The sequence below is a fragment of the Litorivivens sp. genome (genome assembly GCF_041624475.1).
GTDB lineage: Bacteria > Pseudomonadota > Gammaproteobacteria > Pseudomonadales > Spongiibacteraceae > Litorivivens.
This window is the reverse complement of sequence record NZ_JBFJUX010000001.1, coordinates 212,311-238,971: the sequence shown is the minus strand read 5'-3', so window position 1 is coordinate 238,971 and position 26,661 is coordinate 212,311. Positions and strand designations below refer to the sequence as shown.

At 59.1% G+C, this 26,661-nt stretch carries 24 protein-coding genes and 1 pseudogene; 13 read left to right on the top strand and 12 right to left on the bottom strand.

From position 1 onward, the window contains the following. Nucleotides 1-9: 9 nt before the first annotated feature. From aroE to ABY734_RS01050, 6 genes are all read right to left on the bottom strand, one after another. Nucleotides 10-852: a shikimate dehydrogenase gene (gene aroE / locus ABY734_RS01075; protein ID WP_372777097.1), complete on the bottom strand. Its 843-nt coding sequence runs from the start codon at nucleotides 850-852 to the stop codon at nucleotides 10-12. A 7-nt stretch (nucleotides 853-859) separates the two neighbouring features. Beyond that, nucleotides 860-1,744, bottom strand: a complete 885-nt coding sequence (hemF, locus tag ABY734_RS01070) for an oxygen-dependent coproporphyrinogen oxidase (RefSeq protein WP_372777095.1) — start codon at nucleotides 1,742-1,744, stop codon at nucleotides 860-862. 2 nt (nucleotides 1,745-1,746) lie between these two features. Next, the gene (locus ABY734_RS01065; RefSeq protein WP_372777094.1) at nucleotides 1,747-2,313 is read right to left on the bottom strand and encodes an L-threonylcarbamoyladenylate synthase; all 567 of its coding nucleotides are present in this window, start codon (nucleotides 2,311-2,313) and stop codon (nucleotides 1,747-1,749) included. A 183-nt stretch (nucleotides 2,314-2,496) separates the two neighbouring features. Next, entirely contained in the window at nucleotides 2,497-3,213 is a 717-nt protein-coding gene (locus ABY734_RS01060) for a MauE/DoxX family redox-associated membrane protein (RefSeq protein WP_372777093.1), read from the bottom strand. 111 nt (nucleotides 3,214-3,324) lie between these two features. Further along, nucleotides 3,325-4,446, bottom strand: a complete 1,122-nt coding sequence (dprA, locus tag ABY734_RS01055) for a DNA-processing protein DprA (RefSeq protein WP_372777092.1) — start codon at nucleotides 4,444-4,446, stop codon at nucleotides 3,325-3,327. Nucleotides 4,447-4,488: 42 nt separating this feature from the next. Continuing rightward, the gene (locus tag ABY734_RS01050) at nucleotides 4,489-5,526 is read right to left on the bottom strand and encodes a LysM peptidoglycan-binding domain-containing protein (RefSeq protein ID WP_372777091.1); all 1,038 of its coding nucleotides are present in this window, start codon (nucleotides 5,524-5,526) and stop codon (nucleotides 4,489-4,491) included. 239 nt (nucleotides 5,527-5,765) lie between these two features. Here ABY734_RS01050 and def point away from each other — a divergent pair, with 239 nt between their 5' ends. From def to ABY734_RS00985, 13 genes and pseudogenes are all read left to right on the top strand, one after another. Beyond that, complete coding sequence (gene def / locus ABY734_RS01045) at nucleotides 5,766-6,272, top strand: peptide deformylase (RefSeq protein ID WP_372777090.1); 507 nt, start codon at nucleotides 5,766-5,768, stop codon at nucleotides 6,270-6,272. Between the two features lie 25 nt (nucleotides 6,273-6,297). Continuing rightward, complete coding sequence (gene fmt, locus ABY734_RS01040) at nucleotides 6,298-7,254, top strand: methionyl-tRNA formyltransferase (protein WP_372777089.1); 957 nt, start codon at nucleotides 6,298-6,300, stop codon at nucleotides 7,252-7,254. After that, on the top strand, nucleotides 7,247-8,548 hold the full coding sequence (gene rsmB / locus ABY734_RS01035) for a 16S rRNA (cytosine(967)-C(5))-methyltransferase RsmB (RefSeq protein WP_372777088.1): 1,302 nt from the start codon (nucleotides 7,247-7,249) through the stop codon (nucleotides 8,546-8,548). Before fmt ends, rsmB begins: the two co-directional genes overlap by 8 nt. 75 nt (nucleotides 8,549-8,623) lie before the next feature. Continuing rightward, the gene (trkA, locus tag ABY734_RS01030; RefSeq protein WP_372777087.1) at nucleotides 8,624-9,997 is read left to right on the top strand and encodes a Trk system potassium transporter TrkA; all 1,374 of its coding nucleotides are present in this window, start codon (nucleotides 8,624-8,626) and stop codon (nucleotides 9,995-9,997) included. A gap of 15 nt (nucleotides 9,998-10,012) precedes the next feature. Next, entirely contained in the window at nucleotides 10,013-11,461 is a 1,449-nt protein-coding gene (locus tag ABY734_RS01025; RefSeq protein WP_372777086.1) for a TrkH family potassium uptake protein, read from the top strand. Continuing rightward, entirely contained in the window at nucleotides 11,461-12,042 is a 582-nt protein-coding gene (locus tag ABY734_RS01020) for a class I SAM-dependent methyltransferase (protein ID WP_372777085.1), read from the top strand. Before ABY734_RS01025 ends, ABY734_RS01020 begins: the two co-directional genes overlap by 1 nt. A gap of 14 nt (nucleotides 12,043-12,056) precedes the next feature. Beyond that, nucleotides 12,057-12,404, top strand: a complete 348-nt coding sequence (locus ABY734_RS01015) for a nucleotide pyrophosphohydrolase (RefSeq protein WP_372777084.1) — start codon at nucleotides 12,057-12,059, stop codon at nucleotides 12,402-12,404. 191 nt (nucleotides 12,405-12,595) lie between these two features. Then, a complete protein-coding gene (locus ABY734_RS01010; RefSeq protein WP_372777083.1) occupies nucleotides 12,596-14,452 on the top strand; it encodes a putative bifunctional diguanylate cyclase/phosphodiesterase in 1,857 nt (618 codons plus the stop codon). An 84-nt stretch (nucleotides 14,453-14,536) separates the two neighbouring features. Next, complete coding sequence (glyQ, locus tag ABY734_RS01005) at nucleotides 14,537-15,478, top strand: glycine--tRNA ligase subunit alpha (RefSeq protein ID WP_372777082.1); 942 nt, start codon at nucleotides 14,537-14,539, stop codon at nucleotides 15,476-15,478. Beyond that, on the top strand, nucleotides 15,475-17,562 hold the full coding sequence (gene glyS / locus ABY734_RS01000; RefSeq protein ID WP_372777081.1) for a glycine--tRNA ligase subunit beta: 2,088 nt from the start codon (nucleotides 15,475-15,477) through the stop codon (nucleotides 17,560-17,562). The genes glyQ and glyS overlap by 4 nt, the downstream gene beginning before the upstream one ends. Further along, nucleotides 17,556-18,119 (top strand): annotated as a pseudogene (gmhB, locus tag ABY734_RS00995) (D-glycero-beta-D-manno-heptose 1,7-bisphosphate 7-phosphatase); the annotation flags it as partial. The gene glyS and the pseudogene gmhB, both read left to right, overlap by 7 nt. 23 nt (nucleotides 18,120-18,142) lie before the next feature. After that, complete coding sequence (locus ABY734_RS00990; RefSeq protein WP_372777080.1) at nucleotides 18,143-18,883, top strand: lysophospholipid acyltransferase family protein; 741 nt, start codon at nucleotides 18,143-18,145, stop codon at nucleotides 18,881-18,883. A gap of 197 nt (nucleotides 18,884-19,080) precedes the next feature. Continuing rightward, the gene (locus ABY734_RS00985; protein WP_372777079.1) at nucleotides 19,081-21,057 is read left to right on the top strand and encodes a hypothetical protein; all 1,977 of its coding nucleotides are present in this window, start codon (nucleotides 19,081-19,083) and stop codon (nucleotides 21,055-21,057) included. On the opposite strand, the gene ABY734_RS00980 is transcribed toward ABY734_RS00985, so the two are convergent. Genes ABY734_RS00980 through ABY734_RS00955 form a run of 6 tightly spaced genes read right to left on the bottom strand, consistent with a single transcriptional unit; the run spans nucleotide 21,058 to nucleotide 26,603 of the window. After that, a complete protein-coding gene (locus ABY734_RS00980; RefSeq protein WP_372777078.1) occupies nucleotides 21,058-21,723 on the bottom strand; it encodes an SCO family protein in 666 nt (221 codons plus the stop codon). Then, on the bottom strand, nucleotides 21,720-22,070 hold the full coding sequence (locus ABY734_RS00975) for a cytochrome C oxidase subunit IV family protein (RefSeq protein ID WP_372777076.1): 351 nt from the start codon (nucleotides 22,068-22,070) through the stop codon (nucleotides 21,720-21,722). Before ABY734_RS00975 ends, ABY734_RS00980 begins: the two co-directional genes overlap by 4 nt. A 10-nt stretch (nucleotides 22,071-22,080) precedes the next feature. Continuing rightward, nucleotides 22,081-22,749: a heme-copper oxidase subunit III family protein gene (locus ABY734_RS00970; protein ID WP_372777075.1), complete on the bottom strand. Its 669-nt coding sequence runs from the start codon at nucleotides 22,747-22,749 to the stop codon at nucleotides 22,081-22,083. 4 nt (nucleotides 22,750-22,753) lie between these two features. Then, nucleotides 22,754-23,410 (bottom strand): heme-copper oxidase subunit III, encoded by a 657-nt coding sequence (locus ABY734_RS00965; RefSeq protein WP_372777074.1) that lies wholly within the window; start codon nucleotides 23,408-23,410, stop codon nucleotides 22,754-22,756. A 23-nt stretch (nucleotides 23,411-23,433) separates the two neighbouring features. Then, nucleotides 23,434-25,197, bottom strand: coding sequence for a cbb3-type cytochrome c oxidase subunit I (locus ABY734_RS00960; protein ID WP_372777073.1), 1,764 nt, complete (start codon nucleotides 25,195-25,197; stop codon nucleotides 23,434-23,436). Next, nucleotides 25,194-26,603 carry a c-type cytochrome gene (locus tag ABY734_RS00955; protein WP_372777072.1) on the bottom strand — a complete coding sequence of 470 codons (1,410 nt, stop codon included), beginning with the start codon at nucleotides 26,601-26,603 and terminating at the stop codon, nucleotides 25,194-25,196. Before ABY734_RS00955 ends, ABY734_RS00960 begins: the two co-directional genes overlap by 4 nt. Nucleotides 26,604-26,661 lie beyond the last annotated feature (58 nt).

Genomic DNA, 26,661 nt, shown 5'->3' with positions numbered 1-26,661 from the left:
CGGCTTCCTTTATTCTGTGGATTTGTTGAGTGACGCGCGAATTTGCTCGATAACCGGCGCCGTGTTGGGGCGAATGCCGCGCCAGATGCAAAAGGATTCTGCCGCCTGCTCGACCAGCATGCCCAGCCCGTCCGATACCGCCCAGGCCGCCTCACTGGCAGCCCAGCGCATAAACGGTGTCGGGGCTGCGGAGTACATCATGTCGTAGCAGCAAGCGGTTTCACTGAGCAGTTCCGGCGGCAGCGGCGGCAGGTCGCCCATCATGCTGGCGCTGGTGCCGTTGATAACCAGATCAAACTGACTGCCGGCCAGCCCTTCGTAGCTGCAGCCGCGCACTTCGCCCAGCTCGCTGAATTCGCGGGCCAGATTGCGGGCTTTTTCCACCGTGCGATTGGCTACCACGATATGGCGAGGGTTGCGGACCAGCAAAGGCCCAAGTATGCCGCGTACCGCCCCACCAGCGCCCAGTATCAGTACTCGGCGGTCGGCCATCTCCCAGGCCAGATTTTCCAGCATATCGCGCACAATGCCGGCACCGTCGGTGTTGTCACCGTAGATGGTGCCGTCTTCCTGCTTGGCCAGGGTGTTCACGGCGCCGGCCCGGCGCGCCCGATCGCTCAGACTGTCGGCAAACTGAAAGGCATCGACCTTGCAGGGCACGGTTATGTTCAAGCCCTTGCCGCCGTTATCAAAAAAACGGCGCGCGCTTTCGGCGAACAGACCATCCTCTACCATGTGGGTGCGGTAGACCATGTCCTGGCCACTCTGGGCGGCAAAGGCGGCATGAATTTCCGGGGACTTGCTGTGGCGGATCGGGTTGCCGAAAACCGCGTACTGATCAGAACTGGACATGTATAACCTATAACCAATTCCGTGGCTTTAGATAGTTGTCGTAGAGGTCGGCCTCCGGGCTGCCCTCTTCGGGGTGCCAATTGTACTCCCATCTCGCCAGCGGGGGCAGCGACATCAGGATGGATTCCGTGCGCCCGCCGCTTTGCAGGCCAAAATGGGTGCCCCGGTCAAAAACCAGATTGAATTCCACATAGCGGCCACGGCGGTAAAGCTGGAAGCTGCGCTCGCGCTCACCCCAAGCTAAAGCCTTGCGGCGCTCGACAATCGGCAGGTAGGCCTTGAGAAAGGCATCGCCCACGCTGCGCATCAGGCCAAAGCTGTGCTCAAAGCCACCCTCGTCGAGATCATCGAAGAACAGGCCGCCGACCCCGCGGGTTTCGTCGCGATGTTTTAAGTAAAAATATTCGTCGCACCACTGCTTAAGGCGTGGATAGACCTCGTCGCCGAAGGGCTGGCAGGCCTCAAAGGCGGTCTGATGCCAGTGCACACAGTCTTCTTCAAAGGGGTAGTAGGGGGTCAAATCAAAACCACCGCCGAACCACCACACTGGCTCTTCACCGGGCTTTTCGGCGACAAAAAATCGGACGTTGGCATGGCTGGTGGGGACATAGGGGTTTTCCGGGTGAATCACCAGCGATACGCCCATGGCCTGATAGGAGCGCCCCGCCAGCTCCGGGCGGCGGGCAGAGGCGGTGGCGGGCATATTGTCGCCGGTGACGTGGGAGAAATTGACCCCGCCTTTTTCGATCACCGCACCGTCGGTGAGTATTCGGCTGCGGCCGCGCTCCCAAGCGTCTTCCACAAAGACGCCTTTGCCGTCGACCGCCTCCAGTTCGCGGCAGATGCGATCCTGCAGCTTGAGCAGGTAGTCTTTGACGGCCTCGATATCCACGCTTACTCCCGAAAGGCTTCGCCGGTAAGGGCATTGAGAATGCGGCTTGGCCGACTGGCGCCGCCGGTCTCTCCGACCAGATAGTAATCCAGTTGTTCCCCGAAATACTGTCGAGCTTTGAGTGCCGTGCGCGCCGGATTGGCGCCGGAGGGGTTGGCCGAGGTACTGATCAGCGGGCCGCCGACGGCGCGGCTCAAGGCAGCCGTAAGCGAGTGCCCGCTAACCCTAATTGCCACGGAATCATGGCTACCACGCACCCAGGGCGGCGCCCAACCATCCGGGTCCGGCACCACAAAAGTGACCGGGGCCGGCCAGGCCGCCAGCATTCGTTCGCGAACGTCCACAGGCAGGGGGTCGATAAGGGGTGCAAAGCAGTCGGCGTCGTGAGCGACAAGGATCAAGCCCTTGGCGGGGTGGCGCTGTTTCAGGTCGAGCAGGCGCGCCGTAGCCGCGGGAAAATTCGGCAGGCAGGCCAACCCCCAGACCGCTTCCGTGGGGTGCGTTATCAGCCCACCGCCCAACAGAATATCGGCGGCGCGGCGAATGCGAAAGGCCTTAGCTGAGGACATGGATCAACCGTTCAGGCGAGGCTGGCAGACCGAAATCTGAGCCCCTGCGAATGGCAACACGGGATCCTCTCATTTTCAAAGCTCCAGTTAAGCCAGCAGGTGCCGGTGCCGCAGAAAGCGCGGAAAATACCGGAGGCGCCATCGCAATGCAAGTTTGTCGGGTCCGACCTCCGCCGGGAGGGACTAGCGAAACCCGAGCAGAATCGCCAGCCCCATACCGGCCATCACCGCGTTTTCGGAAAAGCTGACGAAACCAAGCGGCACATCGTAATTGCCACCCACACAGGCGCAATCCAGATCCTGGCGGTCGATGTAAACGGCCTTGATTATCGACACGCCGCCTGTCAGACCGACCGCGATGGCCACAAAGGCAACCGGGGTCAGCACCAAGCTGCCCAGCAGGGCAAGCCCTACGCCCAACTCCAGAAAGGGGTAGGCCCAGGCATAGGCCGGAAGGCGCGGCGCCAGCAGATCGTATTGCATAAAGCCCTCCACAAAGCTGGGCAGGTCCATCAGCTTAAGGCAGGCCAGCAGGCACAGGGAAAAGCCCATAAAGCCCATCACACCCAAGGCGCTGGCCAGACTCATCAGCAGCGCCGTGGAAAACACCGCAATGACCGGGGCGTAGGCTTTCAGAGTACTCTCATGTTCTTCTTCTGTGGAGTGACTGTTGAGGTGTGCAGCCAACTCATCGTAACCGCCGATCCTGCGGCCGTGCATATAGACCTGCGGCGTTGTCTCTACGCCTTCCTCTTCCTTGAATCGCGCCTCCTGGTTGCGACTGTCAAAGGTGTGGTCGGTGTAAGCTATTTTCTCCTGCTCCAGCAGATCAACCGCTTTCTTACCCCAAGGGCAGGTGGCTTTCCGATAGATATGTGTCTGTTTGACTGCGGTATCCATTGCGCCTCCTGAATGTGAGAATTTCCTTGGGTAAAAGGACAACGAAATCGCAGTAAGAGCGCAAGCCGAGTGCGCAATCTGCACAGTATTCGGCCGACCAAATACTGTGTGCTACCGGCAACGCACCCAGCAGGCGCCCTGCTGCTCAACCCAGCCCTCCAGCTCCAGCGCCAGCAACTCGGGCAGCAAGTCATCGACTGCCACCCGACAGTGATCGGCCAGCTTGTCCAGGGGCTGAGGGTCGAAACCCAGTGCCTGCAGCAAGCGCTGCTGGGCCGGTTCGAGAGCCGGTTCTTCCCTGTGATGATCCTCCGGCGCAGCCAGAGCCGGCGGCAACCAGCCGACCCAGGCATCAAGGATGTCCTGCGCCGCCTCAACCAAGACCGCGCCCTCGCGAATCAGCCGGTGACAGCCCCGCGCCAGCGGGTTGTGGATAGAACCCGGAATGGCAAAAACCTCGCGCCCCTGCTCCAGCGCAAAGCGGGCGGTAATCAGGGAGCCGCTGCGCAGGGCCGCTTCCACCACCAGCACACCCAGACTGAGCCCGCTGATCACACGGTTTCGCTGGGGAAACTGCTCGCGCCGCGGCGGCGCGCCCGGTGGAAACTCGGAGACCAGCAGGCCGCGCTCACGAATCTCCTGATAAAGCGCCAGGTTGCGGCGGGGATAGGGCACGTCGATGCCGGTGCCGAGCACGGCGATGGTGTCGCCGCCAGATTTGAGCGCGCCCAGGTGACTGCTGGAATCAACGCCCCAGGCCAGACCGCTGGTAATACACAGACCGCGAGCGGCCATATCCCGAGCAAAGGCCTCGGCCAGCGCCAAGCCAGCGCGTGAAGCATTGCGGCTGCCCACCACCGCCAACTGCGGCTGCGCCAACAGCTCAACTCGCCCAGCCACATACAAGAGCGGCGGCGGGTCGGGGATTTCCCGCAACAGGGCGGGATAGCGGTCGTCTGTATAGGCAATGATCTGCCCGCCAATGGCCTGCAGCGCCTGCCACTGGGGCTCCACCTGCGTGTCCACGGCCCAGTCACCCCCGAGATAAGCCGCGCGGGCCGCCAGCCAGGCCGGTCTAACGCCACATGCCAGGCAGTTTGCATCATTGAGTGACAGCAGTTCAGGGAGTGAGGGCGCCTGCTGCATCATCTGCAGCAGGGCTTTGCGGGAAAGGCCTGGCCACTGGGAAAGCAGCAGCCATTGGCGGTCAGACTGGGTATCGCTCACATCCATGTGATTCTCCAGGCACGTCCTGTGCCTGCGTTAACCGTTCAATTAAGTGGGGTTTTTAACCTTATCGCCAACGCGCAGGGCCTGGGTTGCGGTCAGCACCACCGCAAAGGAGACCTTTTCGTAGCTGCGAAATACCATCAGCAGGCCAGCCTCTACGTCGGGCACGCGCACAACTTCCTTGGCGATATCGTCGCGCACCAGCACGCCGCGCTGGTAGATCGCCATCACGTCGCCGGACTTGAGCCCGTCGCGCTCCCCGCGATTGAGGATGACCACATCCATGCTGCCCACCTGACTGACACCACCATCGACGGCAATGATCTCGCCTTCCACCGGCTGTTCCGGCGCACGGGGTTCAAAGCGGGGCTTCAGGGTGCGATCTTCCTGGGGCAGGAGACGATCACCGCGGCGAATTTCTTCGTTGCTGCGGTTCACCTGCAGGGTGGCAATATCGCCGTCCACCGACAAGCGCTTGCCGGTGCCGATATCGCGCGCCTGAATACCCAGAAACTCGCCGGTATCGGGGTCGGTAAACACCTGAGCCTGGCGGTAGATGCCGTATACGTTTTCGTCGTCAAACTTGCCCCGGGCATAGAGCGTGTCGCCCGCCCCGGTCACGATGTGGCCTTCACGCCCGCTCAGCACATAGGGCGCTTTTTCCAGCAGGGCCTTGTCCACCACCCGGCTGTTAGTCAGGAACGGGCCGATTACATCCAGGGAAATGGCCGGGATCGCCGCCGTAAGATCGGAAATGCGCATCTGCGGCGTCAGTTTGACATCGCGGTTTACCGTGGTCTTTTTGACGATGTTTTTTACCAGCCGCGGTTTGCCGTCCACCCAGACCAGATACAGGATATCGCCGGGATAAATCAGGTGCGGGTCGTCCACCTGCTGGTTGTAATGCCACAGCTCCGGCCAGAGCCATGGGTCTTCCAGAAAGATATTGGAGATACTCCACAGGGTATCGCCGCGCTTAACCACATAGGTTTGCGGGTGATCTTCCTTCAATGCCAGAACATCAGCCAGCACAGCCGCAGAAAAGCTTATCGTGAGCGCCAGACCAAGCAGCAGTCGTTTCATCTTGTTATCCTCGAGTGGCGAAAGCCTTGCCACACTCTGTTGAACGCGCCGTTTTACCACGCCTGAGCACACTGTCTGCAGGGTTCGCTGTGGTATAATGGGCCGCAGCTGTTACGTTAGCACAGATTGGGTCAATTATGCTTGTTGATCATAATCTTAGCAGTACCAGTTAAAATTTCACGACAACTCGGTCACAAACACCTTGTAAACCGCAGAATGCGAGCCCTGACGGAAAGAGCATGATACTGGAAATACTCGAATTCCCCGATCCCCGCCTGCGCACCGAAGCCAAGCCGGTGGCAGAGGTCGATGAACGCATACGCACCCTGGTCGACAATATGTTCGACACCATGTACGACGCCCCCGGCATCGGCCTGGCGGCCACCCAGGTGGATGTCCATGAGCAGGTCATCGTGATTGACGTCAGCGAAGATCGCAGCGAGCCGAGGGTCTATATCAACCCGGAAATTACCGTTCTGGATCAAGATCTTGGCAGTTACGACGAGGGCTGTCTGTCGGTACCCGGCTTTTACGAGACCGTCGAGCGTCCGGCCCATATCCGCGTTACCGCACTGGGCCGCGACGGCCAGCGCTTTGAAGAAGAGCCGCAAGGTCTGCTTGCCGTGTGCATCCAGCACGAGATGGACCACCTCAAAGGCAAGCTCTTTGTGGATTACCTCTCTCCACTGAAACGCAACCGCATTCGCAGCAAGCTGGAAAAACAGCATCGCCGGGCTGCCTCCTGAGGCAGCCCACAGCTAAGGACACTCCGTGAACCGACCACTGCGCCTGATTTTTGCGGGCACCCCCGATTTCGCCGCCAGCCACCTGCAGGCGCTGATCGACAGCGGCCAGCACGAGATTGTCGCCGTCTACAGCCAGCCGGACCGCCCCGCCGGGCGCGGCAAGAAACTGCAGGCCAGCCCGGTCAAGCAGCTGGCTCAGGCCCACCAGCTGCCGGTGTTTCAACCGCTGAATTTCAAAACCGATGACGCCCTTACCGAACTGCAAAGCCACCGCGCCGACCTGATGATTGTGGTGGCCTACGGCCTGATTTTGCCGCAGGCGGTGCTGGATGCTCCGCGTCTGGGCTGCATCAATGTCCACGCCTCGCTGCTGCCGCGCTGGCGCGGCGCGGCGCCCATTCAGCGCGCCATTGAGGCAGGCGATGCGGAAACCGGCATTACCATTATGCAGATGGATGCGGGCCTCGATACCGGTGACATGCTGCTCAAAACCCATTGCCCGATTGCCGATACCGACACCGCCGCCAGCCTGCACGACAAACTGGCGGAGCAGGGCGGCCCGGCGCTGATCGAAGCGGTAAGCCGACTGGCGGCGGGAAAATTGCCCGGCGAGAAACAGAACGACGCGCTGAGCTGCTACGCCCCGAAAATCCTCAAAGAGGAGGCGGCTATCAACTGGGCGGAAGATGCGGAGGTTCTGTGCCGAAAAATCCGCGCCTTTAACCCCTTTCCCATCAGCTATACCCAGCTCAATGGCGAGCGCCTGAAAATACAGCGCGCCAGCGTCACCACCGGCGAGGGCAGCCCCGGCGAAATTCTTCGCGCGGACAAAAACGGCATCCACGTCGCCTGCGGCAAGGGCTCACTGCTGTTAACCGAACTGCAGCTGCCCGGCGCCCGCGCCATGTCGGCCCAGGACATGCTCAACGCCCGGGCTGAACGCTTCGCTCCCGGCACCCAACTGGGAGACACCCATGCCTGAAGTCCGCGCCGCGGCCGCCCGCTGCCTGCAAGCCGTCGCTAACGGCCAATCCCTGTCGCGGGAACTGCCGCGCTGGGAGCAGAAGGTCAAATTCGAACAGCGCCCCCTGCTGCGCGAGCTGTGCTACGGCACCCTGCGCTTTTACCCGCTGCTCGACGCCGTGGTAAACCAGTGCATCAAAAAGCCGATGAAGGATAAAGATCTCGACCTGCACATGCTGCTCTGCCTCGGGGTCTATCAGCTCGACTACATGCGCATTGCCGATCACGCCTGCATCAACACCACCGTCAACGCGGTGCGCAAACTGAAAAAAGACTGGGCCAAGGGCCTGACCAATGCCGTACTGCGCCGCTTTCAGCGCGAACGCGACACCCTGCTGGCCAACCTGAGCGAAGCCGAAGCCTGCGCCCACCCGGAGTGGTTGCATCAAGCCATTATTGAGGCCTGGCCCGAACAGGCCGAGGCCATTATTGCCGCCAACAACAGCCATCCCCCCCTGTGTCTGCGCAACAACGCGACACGCCAGACCCGCGACGCTTACCTGGAGCAGCTGACGGCCGCCGAGTTGGCCGCCAGCCCCTGCGCTTTTGCCGCCAACGGTATCCGTCTCGCCAAACCGGTCGACGTCAGCAAACTGCCCGGTTTCGAAGACGGCGCGGCGAGCGTGCAGGACGAGTCTGCCCAGCTCTGCGCCGAACTGCTGCAGCCCCAAGCCGGCATGCGTATTCTCGACGCCTGCGCCGCACCCGGCGGCAAAAGCGGCCATTTGCTGGAAACCACCGGCGGCGAGCTGTCGCTCACCTGCCTGGATATTGACGACAGCCGCCTGCTTCGGGTGCAGGACAATCTGGAGCGGCTCGACTTCAGCGCCGAACTGATCGCTGGCGATGCCGCCCGTCCGGAGCAGTGGTGGGATAACGAAACGTTCGACCAGATTCTGCTCGACGCCCCCTGCAGCGCCAGCGGCGTGGTGCGACGCAACCCGGATATCAAACTGCACCGCCTGAGCACCGATATCGCCACATTGGCCGCCACCCAATTGCGGCTATTGAAAGCCCTGTGGCCCACCCTGAAGCCCGGCGGCCGCCTGCTATACGCCACCTGCTCGATACTGCCCCCCGAAAACACCGGTGTAGTCGAAGCCTTCCTCGACGAAGAGCCCAATGCGAAGCATTGCCCCATTACCGCCGACTGGGGCCTGGAACAACCCCTTGGTCGCCAGCTACTGCCCCAGGCAGACGGCCACGATGGTTTCTACTACGCTGTATTAGAGAAGGCCTGGACGGAAAACTGAGTCGAATCAGAGACACGGGTTAACAAGTTCAGGCAATGCGCCTACAATCGCGGCTAAATTGAGTCAGGATTCCTGATGAAAATCATCATTCTGGGGGCAGGGCAGGTCGGCGGCACACTGGCAGCCAACCTCGCCAGTGAACACAACGACATCACCATCGTCGATCGCGACGGCGACCGCCTGCAGCAGCTGCAGGATAAACTCGATATCGGCACCGTGACCGGTCTCGCCTCTCACCCGGATGTGCTGCGCCGGGCGGGCGCCGATGACGCCGATATGCTGATCGCCGTGACCAGCAGCGATGAAATCAATATGGTGGCGTGCCAGATCGCCTATTCCATGTTCCGCACCCCCACCAAGATTTCCCGCATTCGCTCCCGCGCCTACCTGCTTCACGATGGCTTGTTTGCCGACACCTCGATTCCCATCGACGTGATCATCAGCCCCGAACAATTGGTCACCCGCTACATCATGCGGCTGCTGGAATACCCCGGCTCCCTGCAGGTGCTCGACTTTGCCGACGGCAAGGTACAGCTGGTGGCGGTGAAGGCCTATTACGGTGGGCCGATGGTGGGCGTTGAACTGCAGGAAATCCGCAAGCACATGCCCAAGGTGGATACCCGGGTCGCTGCCATTTTCCGGCGCGGTGAGGCCATCCTCCCCAAGGCCGACACGGTGGTGGAAGCCGGCGACGAAGTGTTCTTTATCGCGGCTAAGGATCACATCCTGCCGGTGATGTCGGAAATGCGCCGCCTCGATGAGTCCTACAAGCGCATCATGATCGCCGGCGGCGGCAACATCGGCGAGCGGCTGGCCCGCGCCATTGAAAGCAAGTATTCAGTCAAAATCATTGAACAGAGCTACCAGCGCTGCCGCGCCCTGTCGGAAGAACTGAGCAAGGCGGTGGTGCTGCACGGCGAGGCCTCCGACCACGAGCTGCTGACCTCGGAAAATATCGACAACATCGATGTGTTCTGCGCGCTGACCAATGACGATGAAGCGAACATCATGAGTTCGCTGCTGGCCAAGCGCATGGGTGCGAAAAAGGTCATCACCCTGATCACCAACCCCGCCTATGTGGACCTAGTGCAGGGTATTGAAATCGACATCGCCCTGTCGCCCCAGCAGATTACCATCGGCAGCCTGCTGGCCCATGTGCGGCGCGGCGACATCACCAATGTACACTCCCTGCGCCGCGGCGCAGCCGAAGCGTTAGAGGTCATCGCCCACGGCGACAGCCGCTCCTCAAAAGTGGTCGGCCGCCGCCTCGATGAAATCGATTTGCCCGAGGGCGTGACCATCGGCGCGCTCACCCGCGGCGAAGATGTTCTGATCGCCCACAGCCACATTGTGGTGGAGCCCGAGGATCACCTGATCCTGTTCCTCGTCGACAAACACAAAATCAAGGAAGTGGAACGCCTGTTTCAGGTCGGTTTCACTTTCTTCTAGGGCGGAGCCCACAGCATGCATTTCGCCGTGATTGCCCGCATTGTCGGCATTCTGTTGATGATCTTCAGCGGCACCATGCTGATACCGGCAGTGATTGCGCTGCTGACCGGCGATGGCGCGGCAAGCGCCTTCCTGACTGCCTTTGTGCTGTGTTTCGGTAGCGGCGGCATTGTCTGGTTGTTTGTACGGCGCGCCCGCAGCGAACTCAACATTCGCGACGGTTTTCTGGTGGTGTCCCTGTTCTGGACGGTACTGGGCTGTTTTGGCTCGCTGCCCTTCCTGTTGGCGGACGGCCTGAACCTGCCGCTGAGCGACGCGGTGTTTGAATCCATCTCCGGCCTCACCACCACCGGAGCGACGGTGATCACCGGCCTCGACGAACTGCCGGTTTCCATCCTCTTTTACCGCCAGTTCCTGCAATGGCTGGGCGGCATCGGTATCATTGTTATTGCCGTGGCCATTCTGCCGATTCTGGGCATTGGGGGTATGCAGCTCTATCGCGCCGAAACCCCCGGCCCGGTCAAGGACAGCAAACTGACGCCGCGTATTACCGGTACTGCCAAGGCCCTGTTTCTTATCTATCTCTACCTCACCATTGCCTGCACCGTCGCCTACTGGCTGGCGGGAATGAGCGGTTTTGATGCCCTCTGCCACGCCTTTTCCACGGTCGCTATCGGCGGCTTTTCCACCCACGATGCCAGTCTGGGCTTTTTCGACAACCCGATGATTCTGCTGATTGCCTCGGTGTTTATGCTGCTGGCCGGCATCAACTTCGGGGTGCATTTTTTCGCCTGGCGCAGCCGCCGTTTTTATCACTACCTGCGCGACTCGGAAACCCGCTTTTATTTGCTGGCGGTGAGCGTGGCCTGTGCCATCATCGTCGGCTATCTGGCCTACACCAAAACCTACAGCGTCCAGGAAAGCGTCTTGCTCGGGGTGTTCCACACCATTTCCATCGCCACCACCACCGGTTTTGCGGCGGCCGACTTTGCGGTCTGGCCTGCCTTTGTGCCGGTGATGCTTATCCTGCTGTCGTTTATGGGCGGCTGCGGTGGCTCCACGGCAGGCGGCATGAAGGTAGTGCGGGTCATGCTGATTACCAAGCAGGGCATTCGCGAACTGAAGCAACTTATCCACCCACACGCCATTATTCCCCTCAAAGTCGGCAACAAGCGGGTGGATGCAAAAACCGTCAGCGCCGTGTGGAGTTTTTTCGCGGTCTATATGTTTTCCTTTCTGCTGATTCTGCTGGCGCTGATGGCCAGCAACCTGGACTACACCACCGCCTTTTCTGCCACCTCCGCCACTCTTAACAATCTCGGCCCTGGCTTGGGTGATGTCTCGGCTCACTACGGCGATGTAAGCCAGGCCGCCAAGTGGGTGCTGTGCTACGCCATGCTGCTGGGCCGCCTTGAGATCTTCACCTTGCTGGTGCTGTTTACCCCGGCATTCTGGAAGCATTGATGTCCCAGCGCGCCAAATGGAACGCGCGCTACGCCAGCGCCGAATTGCCCACGGTAAAACAGGCTTGTGAGGTTCTCAGGCGCAATACCGGGCTGCTACCGGAACAGGGCAGAGCGCTGGATCTGGCCTGTGGCTTGGGTGCCAACGCCCTGTTGCTGGCGGAATACGGCCTCGAGGTACAAGCCTGGGACCTTGCCGACAGCGCCCTGGAGAAACTGGGGGCTGCGGCCAGCCAGCTCAATTTGGCCACCGCGCTCTCGACCCTGCAGCGCGACGCCGAAACCGAGCCGCCTGAACCTTCAAGTTTCGATGTGATTGTGGTCAGTCGCTTTCTGCACCGGCCCAGCCTGCCCGCATTGGCACAGGCTCTGCGGCCCGGGGGATTGCTGTTCTATCAGACCTTCAACCGCGACAAACCCGCTGGCGGCCCCGGCAACCCGGACTTCCTGCTGGAGCCCGGTGAACTGCTTGCGGTATTCTCCAGCCTTCAACTTCGCTTTTACCAGGAATACGGGCGCACCGGCGACCAGCAATACGGCAACCGCCACGAAACCCTGTTTGTCGGGCAGGCTCCGCGATAACTCAGAGGCACCCCATGACTGAACTGGAACAGCTTCGCTTAAAGCTCAGGGAATTTGCCGCCGAGCGCGACTGGGATCAGTTTCACTCGCCGAAAAATCTGGCGATGGCGCTCAGCGTTGAGGCCAGCGAACTGGTCGAGTGCTTTCAGTGGCTGACTGAAGAGCAGTCGCGCGCACTGTCTGCGCAGCAGCTCGCAGCGGTTACCGACGAAATCGCCGATATTCAGCTCTATCTGATTCGCCTGGCGGACAAGTTGGACGTTGATATCCGCAGCGCGGTAAGCGAAAAATTCAAAAAGAACGAAGCCAAATACCCCGCCGACAAGGTGAGGGGAAGCGCAAAAAAATACAACGAGTATTAGCCCCTCTGATCCCGGTCATGTGGGAGCCTCAGCGTACATTAAGAATGCGCTCTGGATACCATCCAGACAATACAAAGCTTGATTCCATCCCGGTCGTCTACCAGAATTAAGTTATTGTATTGGCTAATGAACTTGGCAACGAAAAGCATTCGCCCTGCCACAAACCGCCGACCAGCCAAGGGAGTGAACGCGTGCGTCCCCAGCAGCCGTGGCTTATTGCTGTAATTGCGCCCCTGCTGGTCGGCGGGCTGGCCCTATGGCTTGCCAATGCAACCACGGCCTTTTTGCTCAGCGTCATTCCTCTTTTTATCGTCGCAATGCTCCTGCTGCGCAAGCTGAAGGAATCCCAGTCCAATACCCGCTACCTGAAACGAGAACTGAAAAAATTGCTGTTCGGGCTGGAAAAAAGCCCTCAGTCCATTCTGTTTGTTGACGGCGCTGGCGTGGTTGCCTTCGCCAACAGCAACTTTGGCGAGCTGGTCGGCATAGCCTCCCGCGATCTGCAAGGCAAGAATCTTCTCGAGCTGGACAACATCGGTGTGCCGACCGAAGTCTTTCACGAGGTCGCCGATGCGGTAGGCCGCCGCGACGAATGGTACGGAGAGGTGTTTTTCGAGAAAGCGGGCACTGCGGGGCGCAATACCATTACCACCTGCCGCCCCATTTTCGATGACGACGGCGAGCTGCTCTACATACTGGCCCTGATCGATGATGCCAGCGACGAAAAAGTTATGGCCCAGCGGCTGTATATGAGCGCTCACTTTGATGGCGTGACCGGCCTGCCCAATCGTAGCTACAGTCTGAAAAAGCTCGAGCAGGCCTGCCTGGCCGCGAAATCCCGCGAAACCGGCCTGGCTCTGATCTACCTCAACCTGGACCGATTCAAGCTGCTCAACGACTCGCGGGGCCACGGCTTTGGCGACAGAGTGCTGAAACAGATCGCCGGCCGTCTGCGCGAAACATTGTATGAAGGCGACATGATCGGCAATCTGGGCGGCGACAAGTTTCTCATTCTTCTGCAGAACCAACGCGACGAGAATACGATGCGCACCGTGCTGGCACTGAAGTCCGCTATCAGCGAACCGCTGATGATTGATGACAGTGAAATCACCCTGACCGGGAGCTTCGGACTGGCGATTTTCCCCGACGACGCCAGCTCCGGCCCGGAGCTGATGCACTGCGCAGAATCCGCCATGTATTACGCCCGCGAGCAGGGTGGTAATGGTTTCTATCGCTACCGACACAAACCCGGCAATGGGGCCGCCAACCGTCTGGCCATCGAATCCCACCTGCGCCACGCCATCGCCCGGGACGAGCTGTCGCTCGCCTTCCAGCCCGTCATCGATATCAGCTGCAACCGGCTAGTAGGCGCCGAAGCCCTGCTGCGCTGGCACAACGCCAAACTTAACAACCCGCCGCCGGAAAACTTCATACAGATCGCCGAGGAAACCGGGCTTATTCTGCCCATTGGCGATTGGGCGCTGGAACAGGCCTGCATGCACGCGATGCGCTGGCAGGAGCATGACAGCGAGTTTGTGGTGGCGGTGAATGTCTGCGCCCGGCAGTTCGAAAACGGCCACATTTTGACGGCGGTGGAGCGCGCACTGGAGAAAACCGGGCTGCCCCCACAATGTCTGGAACTGGAAGTGACCGAGCGTCTGCTGATGGGCAACGACCGTCTTACCAAAAGCATCCTCTATCGCCTCAAGGACATGAATGTGCGCCTCGCCCTCGATGATTTTGGCACCGGCTACGCCTCACTCAGCTACCTCAAACAGTACCCCTTTGATGTACTCAAAATCGATCGCAGTTTTGTGGTCGACTGCCAGCACTCGGAGCAAAGCCGGCAGCTCATTCAGGCCATCGTCACCATGGCCCACTCTCTGAACATGAAAGTGGTCGGCGAGGGTGTCGAGCACATGGAGCAGCGCCGGCTGTTGAAAGAAGTGCATTGCGACATGGCCCAGGGCTATCTCTTCACCCCCGCCATATCCGCCGAGCACTTTACCCGCTGGGCCGACCAATACCAGCACCTGCACAGCTCTTAAGCCCGGTTAGCAGTGAACACCTTCGCGTAAGCGCCCGGCAGACGTTATAATTCCCGCCTTTTTGCAAAGACAGGTGGGTTTTACGTGACCAAGGCAGACGTCAGTACATTTCAGGGGCTGATTCTCGCGCTTCAACATTTCTGGGCGGAGCGCGGCTGTGTGATTCTGCAGCCGCTGGATATGGAAGTGGGCGCCGGCACCTTTCACCCCGGCACCTTCCTGCGCGCCATTGGCCCGGAGACCTGGAACAGCGCCTACGTGCAGCCCTGCCGCCGCCCCACCGACGGTCGCTACGGTGAAAACCCCAACCGCTTGCAGCACTACTACCAGTTTCAGGTGGTGATGAAGCCCTCGCCACTGGAAATTCAGGAAATTTATCTGGATTCCCTGCGCCATCTGGGCCTCGATCCCGCCATCCACGATATCCGTTTTGTCGAAGACAACTGGGAATCACCTACCCTGGGCGCCTGGGGCCTGGGCTGGGAAGTCTGGCTAAACGGCATGGAAGTTACCCAGTTTACCTATTTTCAGCAAGTGGGCGGACTGGAGTGCTATCCGGTGACCGGCGAGATCACCTATGGCCTCGAGCGTATCGCGATGTACCTGCAGGGCGTGGACAGCATTTATGATCTGGTCTGGACCAATGGCCCGGACGGGGCGGTAAGCTATGGTGACGTGTTTCACCAGAACGAAGTGGAGATGTCCCGCTTCAACTTTGAAGAAGCCGATGTGGCCGAACTGTTCAAACAATTCGATCACTGCGAAGCCCAGAGCCAGCGCCTGATCGAAAAGGGCCTGCCACTGCCCGCCTACGAAATGGTGATGAAGGCCTCCCACGCCTTTAACCTGCTCGACGCCCGCCACGCCATCTCCGTCACCGAGCGCCAGCGCTTTATTCTGCGAGTGCGCACCCTGGCCCGCGCCGTGGCTCAGGCTTACTTCGACGCCCGCAAGGCGCTGGGCTTCCCGCTGGCACCGGAGCATCTGCGCACCGAGGTGTTGGCCGCAGAGGAGGGCAAGTCATGAGCACACGGGATCTGTTAATCGAAATTGGCACCGAAGAGCTGCCACCAGTCGCCCTGAAGGGGCTCAGCGATGCCTTTGCCGACAGCATTGAAAGTCAGCTAAAAGACGCGGCCCTGAGTTTTGAGAACGCCGAACGCTTTGCCAGCCCACGCCGTCTGGCAGTGCTGCTGCGCGGCCTCAGTGAGCAGGCGCCCAGCCAGGCTATCGAAGCCTGGGGGCCACCCGCCAAAGTCGCCTTTGATAAAGATGACAATCCCACCCGCGCCGCCGAAGCCTTTGCCCAGAAAAACGGCCTCGCGATCGAGGATCTGAAAAACCATATCGCCAACGATGGCAAACAGGACAAACTGTTCGTGAAAAACGAGCAGGCCGGCGCGAAGACCGTCGACGTGATTTTCGACATGATTGAAAGGGCACTCGCGGCCCTGCCCATTCCCAAGCGTATGCGCTGGGGCGCCAGCCGCGCTGAGTTTGTGCGCCCGGTGCATTGGATTACCTCGCTTTACGGCAGCGACACGCTGGATGGCAAAGCGCTGAATCTCACTGCCGGCAATACAACTCGCGGCCACCGCTTTCACGCCAATCGCGCACTAACGATCGCCAGCGCTGGCGACTACGAAAGTCTGCTACGCGATGAAGGCAAAGTCGTCGCCAGTTTCGAAAAACGCCGCGAGATGATCCGCGAGCAAGTGGCGGCGGAAGGTAAAAAGCTCGGCGGCGAGGCGGTCATTTCCGATGACCTGCTGGATGAAGTCACCGCGCTGGTGGAGTGGCCGGTTGCCCTAGCCGGGAGCTTTGAAGAGCGATTTCTCAAAGTGCCCGCCGAGGCGCTGATCTCTTCCATGAAAGAACACCAGAAATACTTTCACGTGGTCGACACTAACGGTAATCTTATGCCGCATTTTATTACAGTCGCCAATATTGAAAGTGCGGACCCGGCGCAGGTCATCGCGGGCAATGAAAAGGTCATCCGCCCGCGCCTGAGCGACGCCGCTTTTTTCTTTGAAACCGATTGTAAAACTACGCTGTTTGATCGACGGGAAAAACTGAAAACCATCGTCTTTCAGGAAAAGCTCGGCACTGTCTTTGACAAGACCGAGCGCATCGCTGCATTGAGCCGAGTGCTGGCAGAAAAAATCGGCGCCGACGTGACACTTGCAGAGCGTGCCGCCCAGCTCTGCAAAAGCGATCTCGTAACCGATATGGTTTACGAGTTTGCCGACATGCAGGGGATAGCCGGTTACTACTACGCCAGCAACGACGGTGAACCGGCCGACGTCGCCAAGGCAATGAATGAGCAATACCTACCGCGCTTTGCCGGCGACACTCTGCCCACCACCCAGGCCGGCAGCGTGATTGCGCTGGCCGACCGCCTCGATACCATTACCGGCATCTTCGGTATCGGCCAGCCGCCGAGCGGCTCCAAGGACCCCTTTGCACTGCGCCGCGCCTGTCTGGGCGTATTGCGCATCATCTTGGAACAGCACCTGGAGCTGGATCTGCGCGAACTTATCACCCTGGCTGCCAAGCAGCACAGCGCAATCAAAGCCGATGACGCACTGACCGAAACCGTACTCGTCTACATGATCGAGCGGCTGCGTGCCGTCTATGACGAGCAGGGCATTCCCGCCGAAGTCTTTATGGCGGTCACCGCCAAGAATCTGAGCGCACCGCTGGATATCGACCGCCGCATCAAGGCCGTGAACAGTTTCACCGCCCTGGGCGAGGCCGAAGCACTGGCGGCGGCCAACAAACGGGTATCCAATATACTCGCCAAAGCCGAGGGTTTCAGCACGGGTGAAATAAACGAGTCTCTGCTGCAGGAAGAGGCCGAGAAACGTCTGGCCGCCTCCCTGCAGGCCGCCAGCGGCGCCTTTCAGCCCCTGCTGGAAAAAGGTGATTTTGAAGCGGCACTGAAATCGCTGGCCAGTCTGCGCGAACCGGTCGACAGCTTCTTTGATGACGTGATGGTCAATGCCGACGACCCGTCACTGAAAAAAAATCGTCTCAGCCTGCTCAGTCACTTGCGCGAACTGTTTTTGCAGGTGGCCGACATTTCCCTGCTGGTGCCCGGAAAAAACTGATGCGCCTGGTGCTGCTCGACCGCGATGGTGTGATCAACGAGGACTCGGATAACTACATCCGCAGCGCCGACGAATGGCTCCCCATTCCGGGCAGCATCGACGCCATTGCCCGTCTCAGTCAGGCTGGTTACACAGTTGGCGTCTGCACCAATCAGTCCGGCCTCGGACGCGGTTACTTCTCGGAGGCAGAACTGACAGCCATGCACCGCAAAATGTGCGCACTGGTCGGCACCGCCGGCGGTACCGTCAACGGCATCTTCTTTTGTCCGCATTTGCCGGACGCGAACTGCGATTGTCGCAAACCGCGACCGGGTTTGATCGACCAGGCCGCAGCCGCTTTTAATACATCAGTAAAAAACGCGCCCTTTGTCGGCGATTCCATCAAGGACTTACAGGCGGCCGTTGCACGCGACTGTCAGCCCATACTGGTAAAAACCGGCAAAGGCGAAAAGAGCGCAGCACAATTGTCGCAACACGCATCACTGTCTCATACCCGGGTGTTTGATAAGCTCGCCGACTTTGTTGATGACCTGTTGAGGCAAACCCCAATCTCATGAGCCTGTTCCGGTGCAAGCCTGTATTGTTTATCAGAACTCTGCTGTTTTACGCGGGCTACAGCCTCCTGACCGGCTGGTTCAGTACCACCGGCATCCTGTTTTTCCGCTTTGCGCCACTGTCGATCAGAGGCCGTTACCTGATTACCTGGAACCGCTGGGTATTACTCTGGCTTCGACTAACCTGCGGCGTCAGATTCCGGGTCATCGGCGACATCCCGGACGGACATTACGTGGTAATGGCCAAGCACCAGAGCCAGTGGGAGACCTTTTTCCTGCAGTACACCTTTTTCCCCATTGGTATCGTGCTGAAACAGGAACTGCTGAAACTGCCGTTTTTTGGCTGGGGCCTGAAACTGGTGGATCCTATTGCCATTGACCGCAGCAACCCCAAGCTGGCCCTGCGCTACATTATGGATGAAGGTACCCGCCGCCTGAACGACGGCCGGCGGGTATTGATCTTTCCCGAAGGCACCCGCACACCACCCGGCCAGACCGGCAACTACGCCCGCAGCGGCGCTGGTCTGGCGATCAATACAAACACGCCCATTGTGCCGGTTGCCCACAACGCCGGGCAGTACTGGCCATCGAAAAAATTCCTCAAGTACCCGGGCCTGATCACGGTGTATATTGGCGAGCCTATTGCGTCCACCGGCACCTCGAGCAAGGAGCTGAATACACGCGTACGCGACTGGATAGAAGCCCATACCCGGCTTGCGGAAAATGCGGCGTCCACGCCCGGTTCTAATATTTCTAACGCGGCCTGAGCCCTTAGCCACCGGGAACCTGCCTTTTGTCCGTGAGCGTTTGCGCTGACTGCTGCAAACAACTCGCGTCCACAGGCAAACCGCATCACCACATGCCGTAATTTCCGTACAGGTTTCTTTCTTTGGCGACTACCCGTATCGTAGACGGCATCTGTAACATACAAGGAAGACTTGGACTTCTATGTCTGAAGCGACCCATGTCTGAAATCGAAAATGCAAGCAACTCACTAGCCTCGCTGGAAGCGACGCTGGCCGACGCGGCCGCTCAACTGGAGCAGGCGAACCCCATCGCCAAAGCCGAATACGGCGTCTATGTGCTGGACATCGCAGGTCGGCTGCTGCGCTGCGAGGGCGGTATCGAATGCCTTTATCGCTGGGCACCCACGCTCGACCGGGCGGGAATTTTCCACAACAGCGACTGGGACAAGCCCGCCACCCTGATCACCGCACTGGTACGCAACACCCTTGAGCAGGCCGACCAGGCAACGGCGACCCTGGAGTGCATAAACCAGCTGCGGATACTCGCCATCGCCAATGAGGTGAACTGGAAACCCGGATTCTCCAGCGAGCAGGCGCGCCACTATCTGACCCAGGTGCTGGCCCACAACGTGGGCCGGGTGTTCAATCTGGGCAAGACTGAGGCACAGCGCGGCGGGCCACTGGGAAACGTGGTCGACGACCTGCTTCAGTTTGTCGCCTCCCACATCGGCTACGAAGATATTCTCGGCAGCCTCTGCGATGAAATCTGGCGCCTGCTGGGCGAGCGACCCATCCAGGTCGAAGGCGCGAAATCCATGATCACCCAGATTGCCATCAGCCTGGCCCAGAGCGATCAGCCGCTGGGAGATACCCGGCTCGGCGCCGACCGTCTGATCTCAGCCCTGTTTGGGCCCACTCAGGGCTGCCGCGACGACCCCGGCCTTGCGGTTTATCGGGAGCGGCTTGAGGCCATGGACAGTCAAAGCCTGCTGCAGGAGGCCGGCGGCTTTGCGCGGGCAATGCACGACGTGGGTCTGGTGTCAGATTACCACGCCGGGTTTCTGCGCTGGCTGCTGGACAGTCAGCGGGAGGAACTGATCCCGGAGTGCCTCGGCCTGAGTACTACTGGCCTCGACAGCCTGCGCTGCTATAACGAGCTTACCCTCACTCTGATGCGCGAGGCGATCTACCCGGAAACGGCACAGTGCATCTACAGCCTCACGATGCTTCTGGAGCGGGGCATACTGTTCCAGCCGCCGCTGGCACCGGCCCTGTGGCGGCAGATCAATATGTCCCTGTCAGCGACATGCGAACAACAGCTGGCGGCACTGTTCGGCCCCCGCCAGTCGCCGCGCGTATTTCTGCTGGCGGGCACCATTGCCGTGCTCGGCCAGCCTCTGGGTGTGGGGCAGGGCAACAACCCGACCTGCCAGTCCGCCCGCGCCATCTCGATGTGGTCTATCAATGCCCCAGACTATCTGCTTCACCTGATAGCACAGGCAGCCCAGTTCGATCGCATCATCATGACCTTCGAAGGGCAGGCCCTCGACTCCGCCGAACTACCCATCGCACTGGCACCGCCGATAGACAACGATCCGGCCTCCACCGTACTGGTGCCCCATCTGGACCGTATTTATAACGAAATGGGGCGGCGCTGTGCCAACCGCGAAGAAGACTTTCACTGCTGGGTGAACCCGGAATTTCACGGCTGGTGGGTAGGGCGCGCCTTTGCCATCGCGGTGGATATCAATACCGGTAAGCTCAAGGACTACGATCGCTTTGTGCGCCATTTCTTTGCCAGTTACCACCCGCTGTATAACGGCAATCAGCCCGTGATCCACCCCCAGCCGGCCGGTCTGGCGATAACCGACAGCGGCGGCCGCTTTGTCGGCTGGCACGCCATCACCCTGCTGCGGGTGGCGCTCGATCAGAACGGGGAAATGCGGGTCTATTTCTACAACCCCAATAACGACAGTGGTCAGAACTGGGGCGGCGGTGTCGAGGTGTCTACCCGCCATTGCGGAGAGCGTTTCGGCGAATCATCCCTGCCCTTCGCGCAACTGGCCTCGCGGCTGTATATTTTTCACGACGAGCCATTGAACCTGCCACGGCTCGACGGCATTCCAGAAGAGGCCGTGAAAGAAGTTCAGACACTGGCCCTGCAAAGCTGGGCCAGCGACCGACAGCCCGACTAATCAGCTCTGTTCCTGCGCCCAGCGCCGCAGAGCGAGATAGTCCTCCAGCAAAACCGGAGGTTCATAAAACTGCTGGCCCGCACGATTGCGGGTCGGGGCCAGCGCGGCCCGCAGCTGCCCCCGTGCATCGAGCAGGTAAAGGCGAAAGCCGTGGGCTACCTGGTAATCTTCTTCGCCCCGTGTGCCGCTAATGGTCGCCGTCATGCCCAGGGCCTGCTCAAAGCGCTGCGCCTGAGCGGCATCATCGGCCCGCAAGCCGATAAAACGCGCATCAAACCACGGCACGTACTTGGCCAGAGCCTCGACGCTGTCGCGGGCGGGGTCAATGCTGTAAAACCAGATGGTGAGGTCCTTGAAATGGCCGCTTTCATCCACCAGCGCATGGAAGCGGTCCAGGTCCGCAAGCAGCGTGGGGCAGACATCCGGGCATTGAGTGAAACCGTAGCTCACCAGATGCCAGCCATCACCAAAGCTGTTGGCCGTCACCGTTTCACCGCGATGATTTTGCAAAGTAAAGTCAGGTAAGGGTTTCGGTGTGGGCAGCACCGCACCCTGTATCGGCGGCACGGCCGCCGGCTGCGGTGCCAGCCAATAGAACCCCCCTGCCAGTGACAGTGCCAGCAGCAGAGCGCCGAGCAGCAGCCCTTGTTGATGACGCTTATTCATTTACCGCCAGCCAAAAACTCCAGCCGATTGAGATAGATGTAATCTGCTTCTATAGCGATAAAGATAATAAAAACCACAATCGCCAGTGTCGGTAGCAACAGGGCAACCTTAAGCGTGCCCGGCTCCCACGCAAAGTGCATAAACACCGCGATGATCAATCCAGCCTTTAGAAACATAAACAACAGAATCAGCGACCAGCGGAGCAGGCCCTGAAGTTCCATGTAATCCACCATATAAGACATGGCGCTGAGTACAAACAACAAGGTCCAGACTTTGAAGTAAAGACCAATCGGGTGCTCTTGTCCTTCGTGACTCTCTGTCGAAGCCGTTTGCGTTGCATCACTCATGGTCTGCTCCTTACCAGAGATAGAAAAAGGCGAAAATAAAGACCCACACCAGATCCACAAAGTGCCAGTAGAGCCCGGTTATTTCGACAATCTGAAAGCCCTTTTTGTCATAGTGGCCGCGCTTGACCTTGGTCGCCACAATCGCCAGATATATAACCCCTGCGGTGACGTGCAAGCCGTGGAAACCGGTCACCATAAAAAACACCGAGCCGAACTGGGCCGCGCCCATAGGGTTGGCCCAGGGGCGCACGCCTTCTTCAATCAATTTGGTCCACTCAAAGGCCTGCATGCCGACAAAACTCGCACCCAGCAGCGCGGTGGCCAGCATCAATTTAAAAGTCGCTGCTTTTTTGCCCTGATAGGCGCAGTTCACCGCCATGGCCATGGTGCCGCTGCTGGTAATCAGGATAAAGGTCATGATCGCGATCAGCAGTAGCGGCACACTGGTGCCACCCACGTGCAGGGCGAAAACCTCGCTCGCCAGGGGCCATTGATCGGTACTGGCCATGCGCGCATTCATGTAACTGATCAGGAAAATACTGAAAATAAAGGTGTCGCTGAGCAGGAAGATCCACATCATCAACTTGCCCCAGGAGAGCTTGAAAGTCTCCTTGTCGGCGGACCAGTCGTTGACCATCTGCTTCCAGTAGGTGATGTCCTGCGAGGATGTCGTTGCCATTGGCTTACCCCAGTCCGCAGAAAGCGGCAATCATTGCGTAGGTTTCCGGCGTGCGCGTGAGCATGAAAAACAGCACCAGCCAGAGCACAAACAGATAGTGCCAGTAGGTAGCACAGGCGCGCAGCGCAACCTCTGTATCAGCGCCGGCCAGCAGGCGCTGACAAACCCAGCCGAGCGCCACCAGGCCACCGACGATATGCAGCGCGTGAACCCCGGTCAGCATATAAAAATAGCTGTTGGCCGGATTGGCCGAAAGACCGTAGCCGAGGTTCAACAAAAACTGCCACACGGATACCTGCAACAACACAAACAGCAGGGCGAAAAAAGCGCTGCCGCCTAGCAGACCCACGGCAAGATTGCGATTGGTGGTTTTCGCCGCGCCGTGCAGGGTCACACTGGCCAGCAACAGCACGCCGGTATTAATCCAAAGCCGCAGCGAATCCGTGAAGGGTTGCCAGGGCTCGCCGGCGAGAGCGTGAAAATCCTGAAACTGGGAACGCTCGATAAAGGTGACGAAAAACAGCATAAACAGAATAGTGATAGCACCGAGCAACATGCGCAGTGCAATCAGACCCGGTGGCCGACCGGTGTCAGTCAGCGGTACTTCGCCGGCCGGTTCCGGCAGCCAGGGTTTGTCAGTAAAAATCTGCGTCCAAGCCATCCCGTTCTCCCGCTCTTTTTCGCTCAGGTTTCATGACTCTTGCGCCCGCCGGGCTCGTAGTCCACGTCTTCCTCGGGCGTGCATTGGGGGATAAAATCCTTGCGCGCGCCGGGTACGCTGTAGTCGTAAGCCCAGCGATACACTGTTGGCAATTTATCACCCCAGTTGCCGTGGCCAGGGGGAACATCCGGTGTCTGCCACTCCAGTGACGCGGCGCCCCAAGGGTTGCGCTCCGAGCGCGGCCCTTTGCGCAGGGTCCAGATGACGTTGTAAATAAACACCAGCTGGAACAACGCCACAATAATCGCCGCAATGGTGATGTCCTCGTTCATGGAATGTACCGAGTCCGGCATAAAGGATGAATCGCCCAATGCGTAATAGCGGCGCGGCACGCCAAGAAAACCGAGGTAGTGCATGGGCAGATAAATGGCGTAAGTGCCGAGGAAGGTTCCCCAGAAATGAATCTTACCCATGCCCGTGTGCAGCTGCTTGCCGCTGATCAGTGGGAACCAGTGATAGATGGCGGCAAACAGCACCATGATCGGCGACACACCCATGACCATATGAAAGTGGGCCACCACGAAGAAAGTGTCAGACAGTGGCAGGTCGATAACCACATTCCCCAAAAACAGACCGCTGAGGCCGCCGTGGGTAAAGGTGAAAATAAAACCGATGGCAAACAACATCGGTACCGTTAAATGGATATTGCCCCGCCATAGCGTCAGCACCCAGTTGTACACTTTTATCGCCGTGGGCACGGCAATAATCAGTGTGGTTGTGGCAAAGAAAAACCCGAAGTAGGGGTTCATGCCACTCACATACATATGGTGAGCCCAGACGATAAAACTCAAACCGCCAATAATGACGATGGCCCAGACCATCATGCGGTAACCGAAAATGTTTTTGCGCGCATGCACGCTTAGTACATCGCTGATCATGCCGAAGGCGGGCAGGGCGACGATGTACACTTCCGGGTGACCGAAAAACCAGAACAGGTGCTGAAACAGAATAGGACTGCCGCCCTCATGTTCCAGCGGCTCACCCAGTGACACAATCGCCGGCATAAAAAAGCTGGTGCCGGCGAGGGTATCAAACAGCATCATGATGGCGCTGACCAACAGCGCAGGAAAGGCAAACAACCCGAGAATAGTTGCGGTGAAAATACCCCAGATGGTCAGCGGCATTCGCATCAGGGTCATACCCCGGGTGCGGGCCTGCAAAACGGTCGTCACGTAATTCAAACCACCCATGGTGAAGGCGACAATAAAAATGGCCAGTGACAACAGCATCAATACAATGCCGCTGCCGACACCGGGTGTGCCTTCGAGAATCGCCTGCGGCGGGTACAGGGTCCAGCCGGCCCCGGTCGGCCCGCCCGGCGCAAAAAAACTGGCCAGCAGCACAATCACCGACAAGAGATAAAACCAGTAACTGAGCATATTGAGATAGGGAAAGACCATATCCCGTGTGCCCACCATCAAGGGAATCAGATAATTCCCGAAACCGCCGAGCAGCAGGGCGGTTAGCAGATAGATCACCATGATCATGCCGTGCATGGTGACAAACTGCAGATAACTGTTGGGGTTGATGAAATCAAACTGATCCGGGTAGCCCAGCTGCAGGCGCATAAGCACTGACAGCGCCAGCGCAATCAGGCCCACAAAGATCGCGGTGCAGCCGTACTGAATAGCGATGACCTTGTGATCCTGACTCCAGATGTATTTACCGATAAAGGTTTTCGGGTGATGCAGATGGGGTTCCTGATCGGCAATGGCGACGTGACTCATGGGCGGTCATCCCCGGTTGAAGAAACGGAAAGGGTGTCAGACGGTTGCGGTGCCAGCGTAGCGATGTAGGCCAGCAGATCCTCCAGGCGTTCGGGATTCTGGATCGTGCGCGTCATAAAGCGCATCTGGGTGCCGAACTGATCGTGGGTGTGCTTGCCGCGCCAACCCAGGCTGTAGAGTTTGAGCTGTCTGTGCAAATACCAGTCGGCCTGGCCGGCGAGACGCGGTGCACTTAACAAGCCTTTACCCTGACCCTCGGCGCCGTGACAGGCCACGCAGACCTCAAATACGGCGCCCCCGGCTTTGGCATTGCCACCCTCGCGTGTTGGACTCGACGCAATCGCTGGCAGTGACTGGATATAGGCCAGCAGGTTGCGCTCGTCCTCGGGCTTGCTGACAGTATTCGCCATACCCACCATCTGCTTGCCGATAGCATCCTGCGGGTGAGCGCCGCGAATGCCCTCGCGATAGTAGCGCAGTTGCCGCGCCATATAATCGGCACTCAAAATACTGAGGTTGGGCGCGTTGAGTTGCTGGTTGCCCGCCGCATCGACACCGTGGCAGGCAGCGCAGTTGGCGTAAAGTTTTTTGCCCGCGGCCAGGTCTGCGTTATTGGTCAGCTGGGTCTCAGTGAAGGTGGGGAAGCCCTCCAGCCACTGCGCAAACTTTTCTTCGGCTTCAACCACCACCGTGCCGCGCATGGTGTAGTGAGCCAGACCACACAATTCTTCGCAGAGAATATCGAACTCGCCTTCGCGGGTGGGCTCAAACCACTGGTAGGTTTCGGTGCCGGGTACCAGATCCATTTTCACGCGAAACTGAGGCACCGCAAAATTGTGCAACACGTCGTTGGAGCGAAGATAGAGTTTTACCGATTGATTCAGCGGTAGATGCAGGCGCTGGCTGTTAACCAGAACATCGTCCTGACCGTCGGGGTCTTGCGGGTCGAGACCAAAGGGATTGTCCGGCGTAACAAAGCGCGCATCGGCGCCACCAAGTTTTCCGTCGTCGCCGGGAAAACGAAATGTCCACTGCCACTGCTGGCCAATGGCCTCGGCAATCTGTGCGTCCTCCGGCGCATTAATAATTTTCCCCCAGGCAATCAGGCCCGGGGTCAGCATCGCGACCACACCGATGGTGGTGATTATGGTCAGCCAGCTTTCCAGGGATTTGTTTTCCGGCTCGTAATGAGCCTTGTTATCACCGTGTTTTCGATAGCGCCACACCACCCACGCCAGAAAAACATTAACCGCAATAAACACGGCGCCCGTTATCCAGAAAGAGATTTCAATGGTGGTATCAATCGACTGCCAGTTAGACGCAATGGGGGTGAGCCACCACGGACTGAACAGGTGGAAGAGAATCGTAACGACAACCAGCCCCAGTATAATCAGCGCTATAACCATGTCGCTTCCCTATGGCGTTGGGCCCGCCGCATACCGGTTTACAGACTACCGCGAGGTA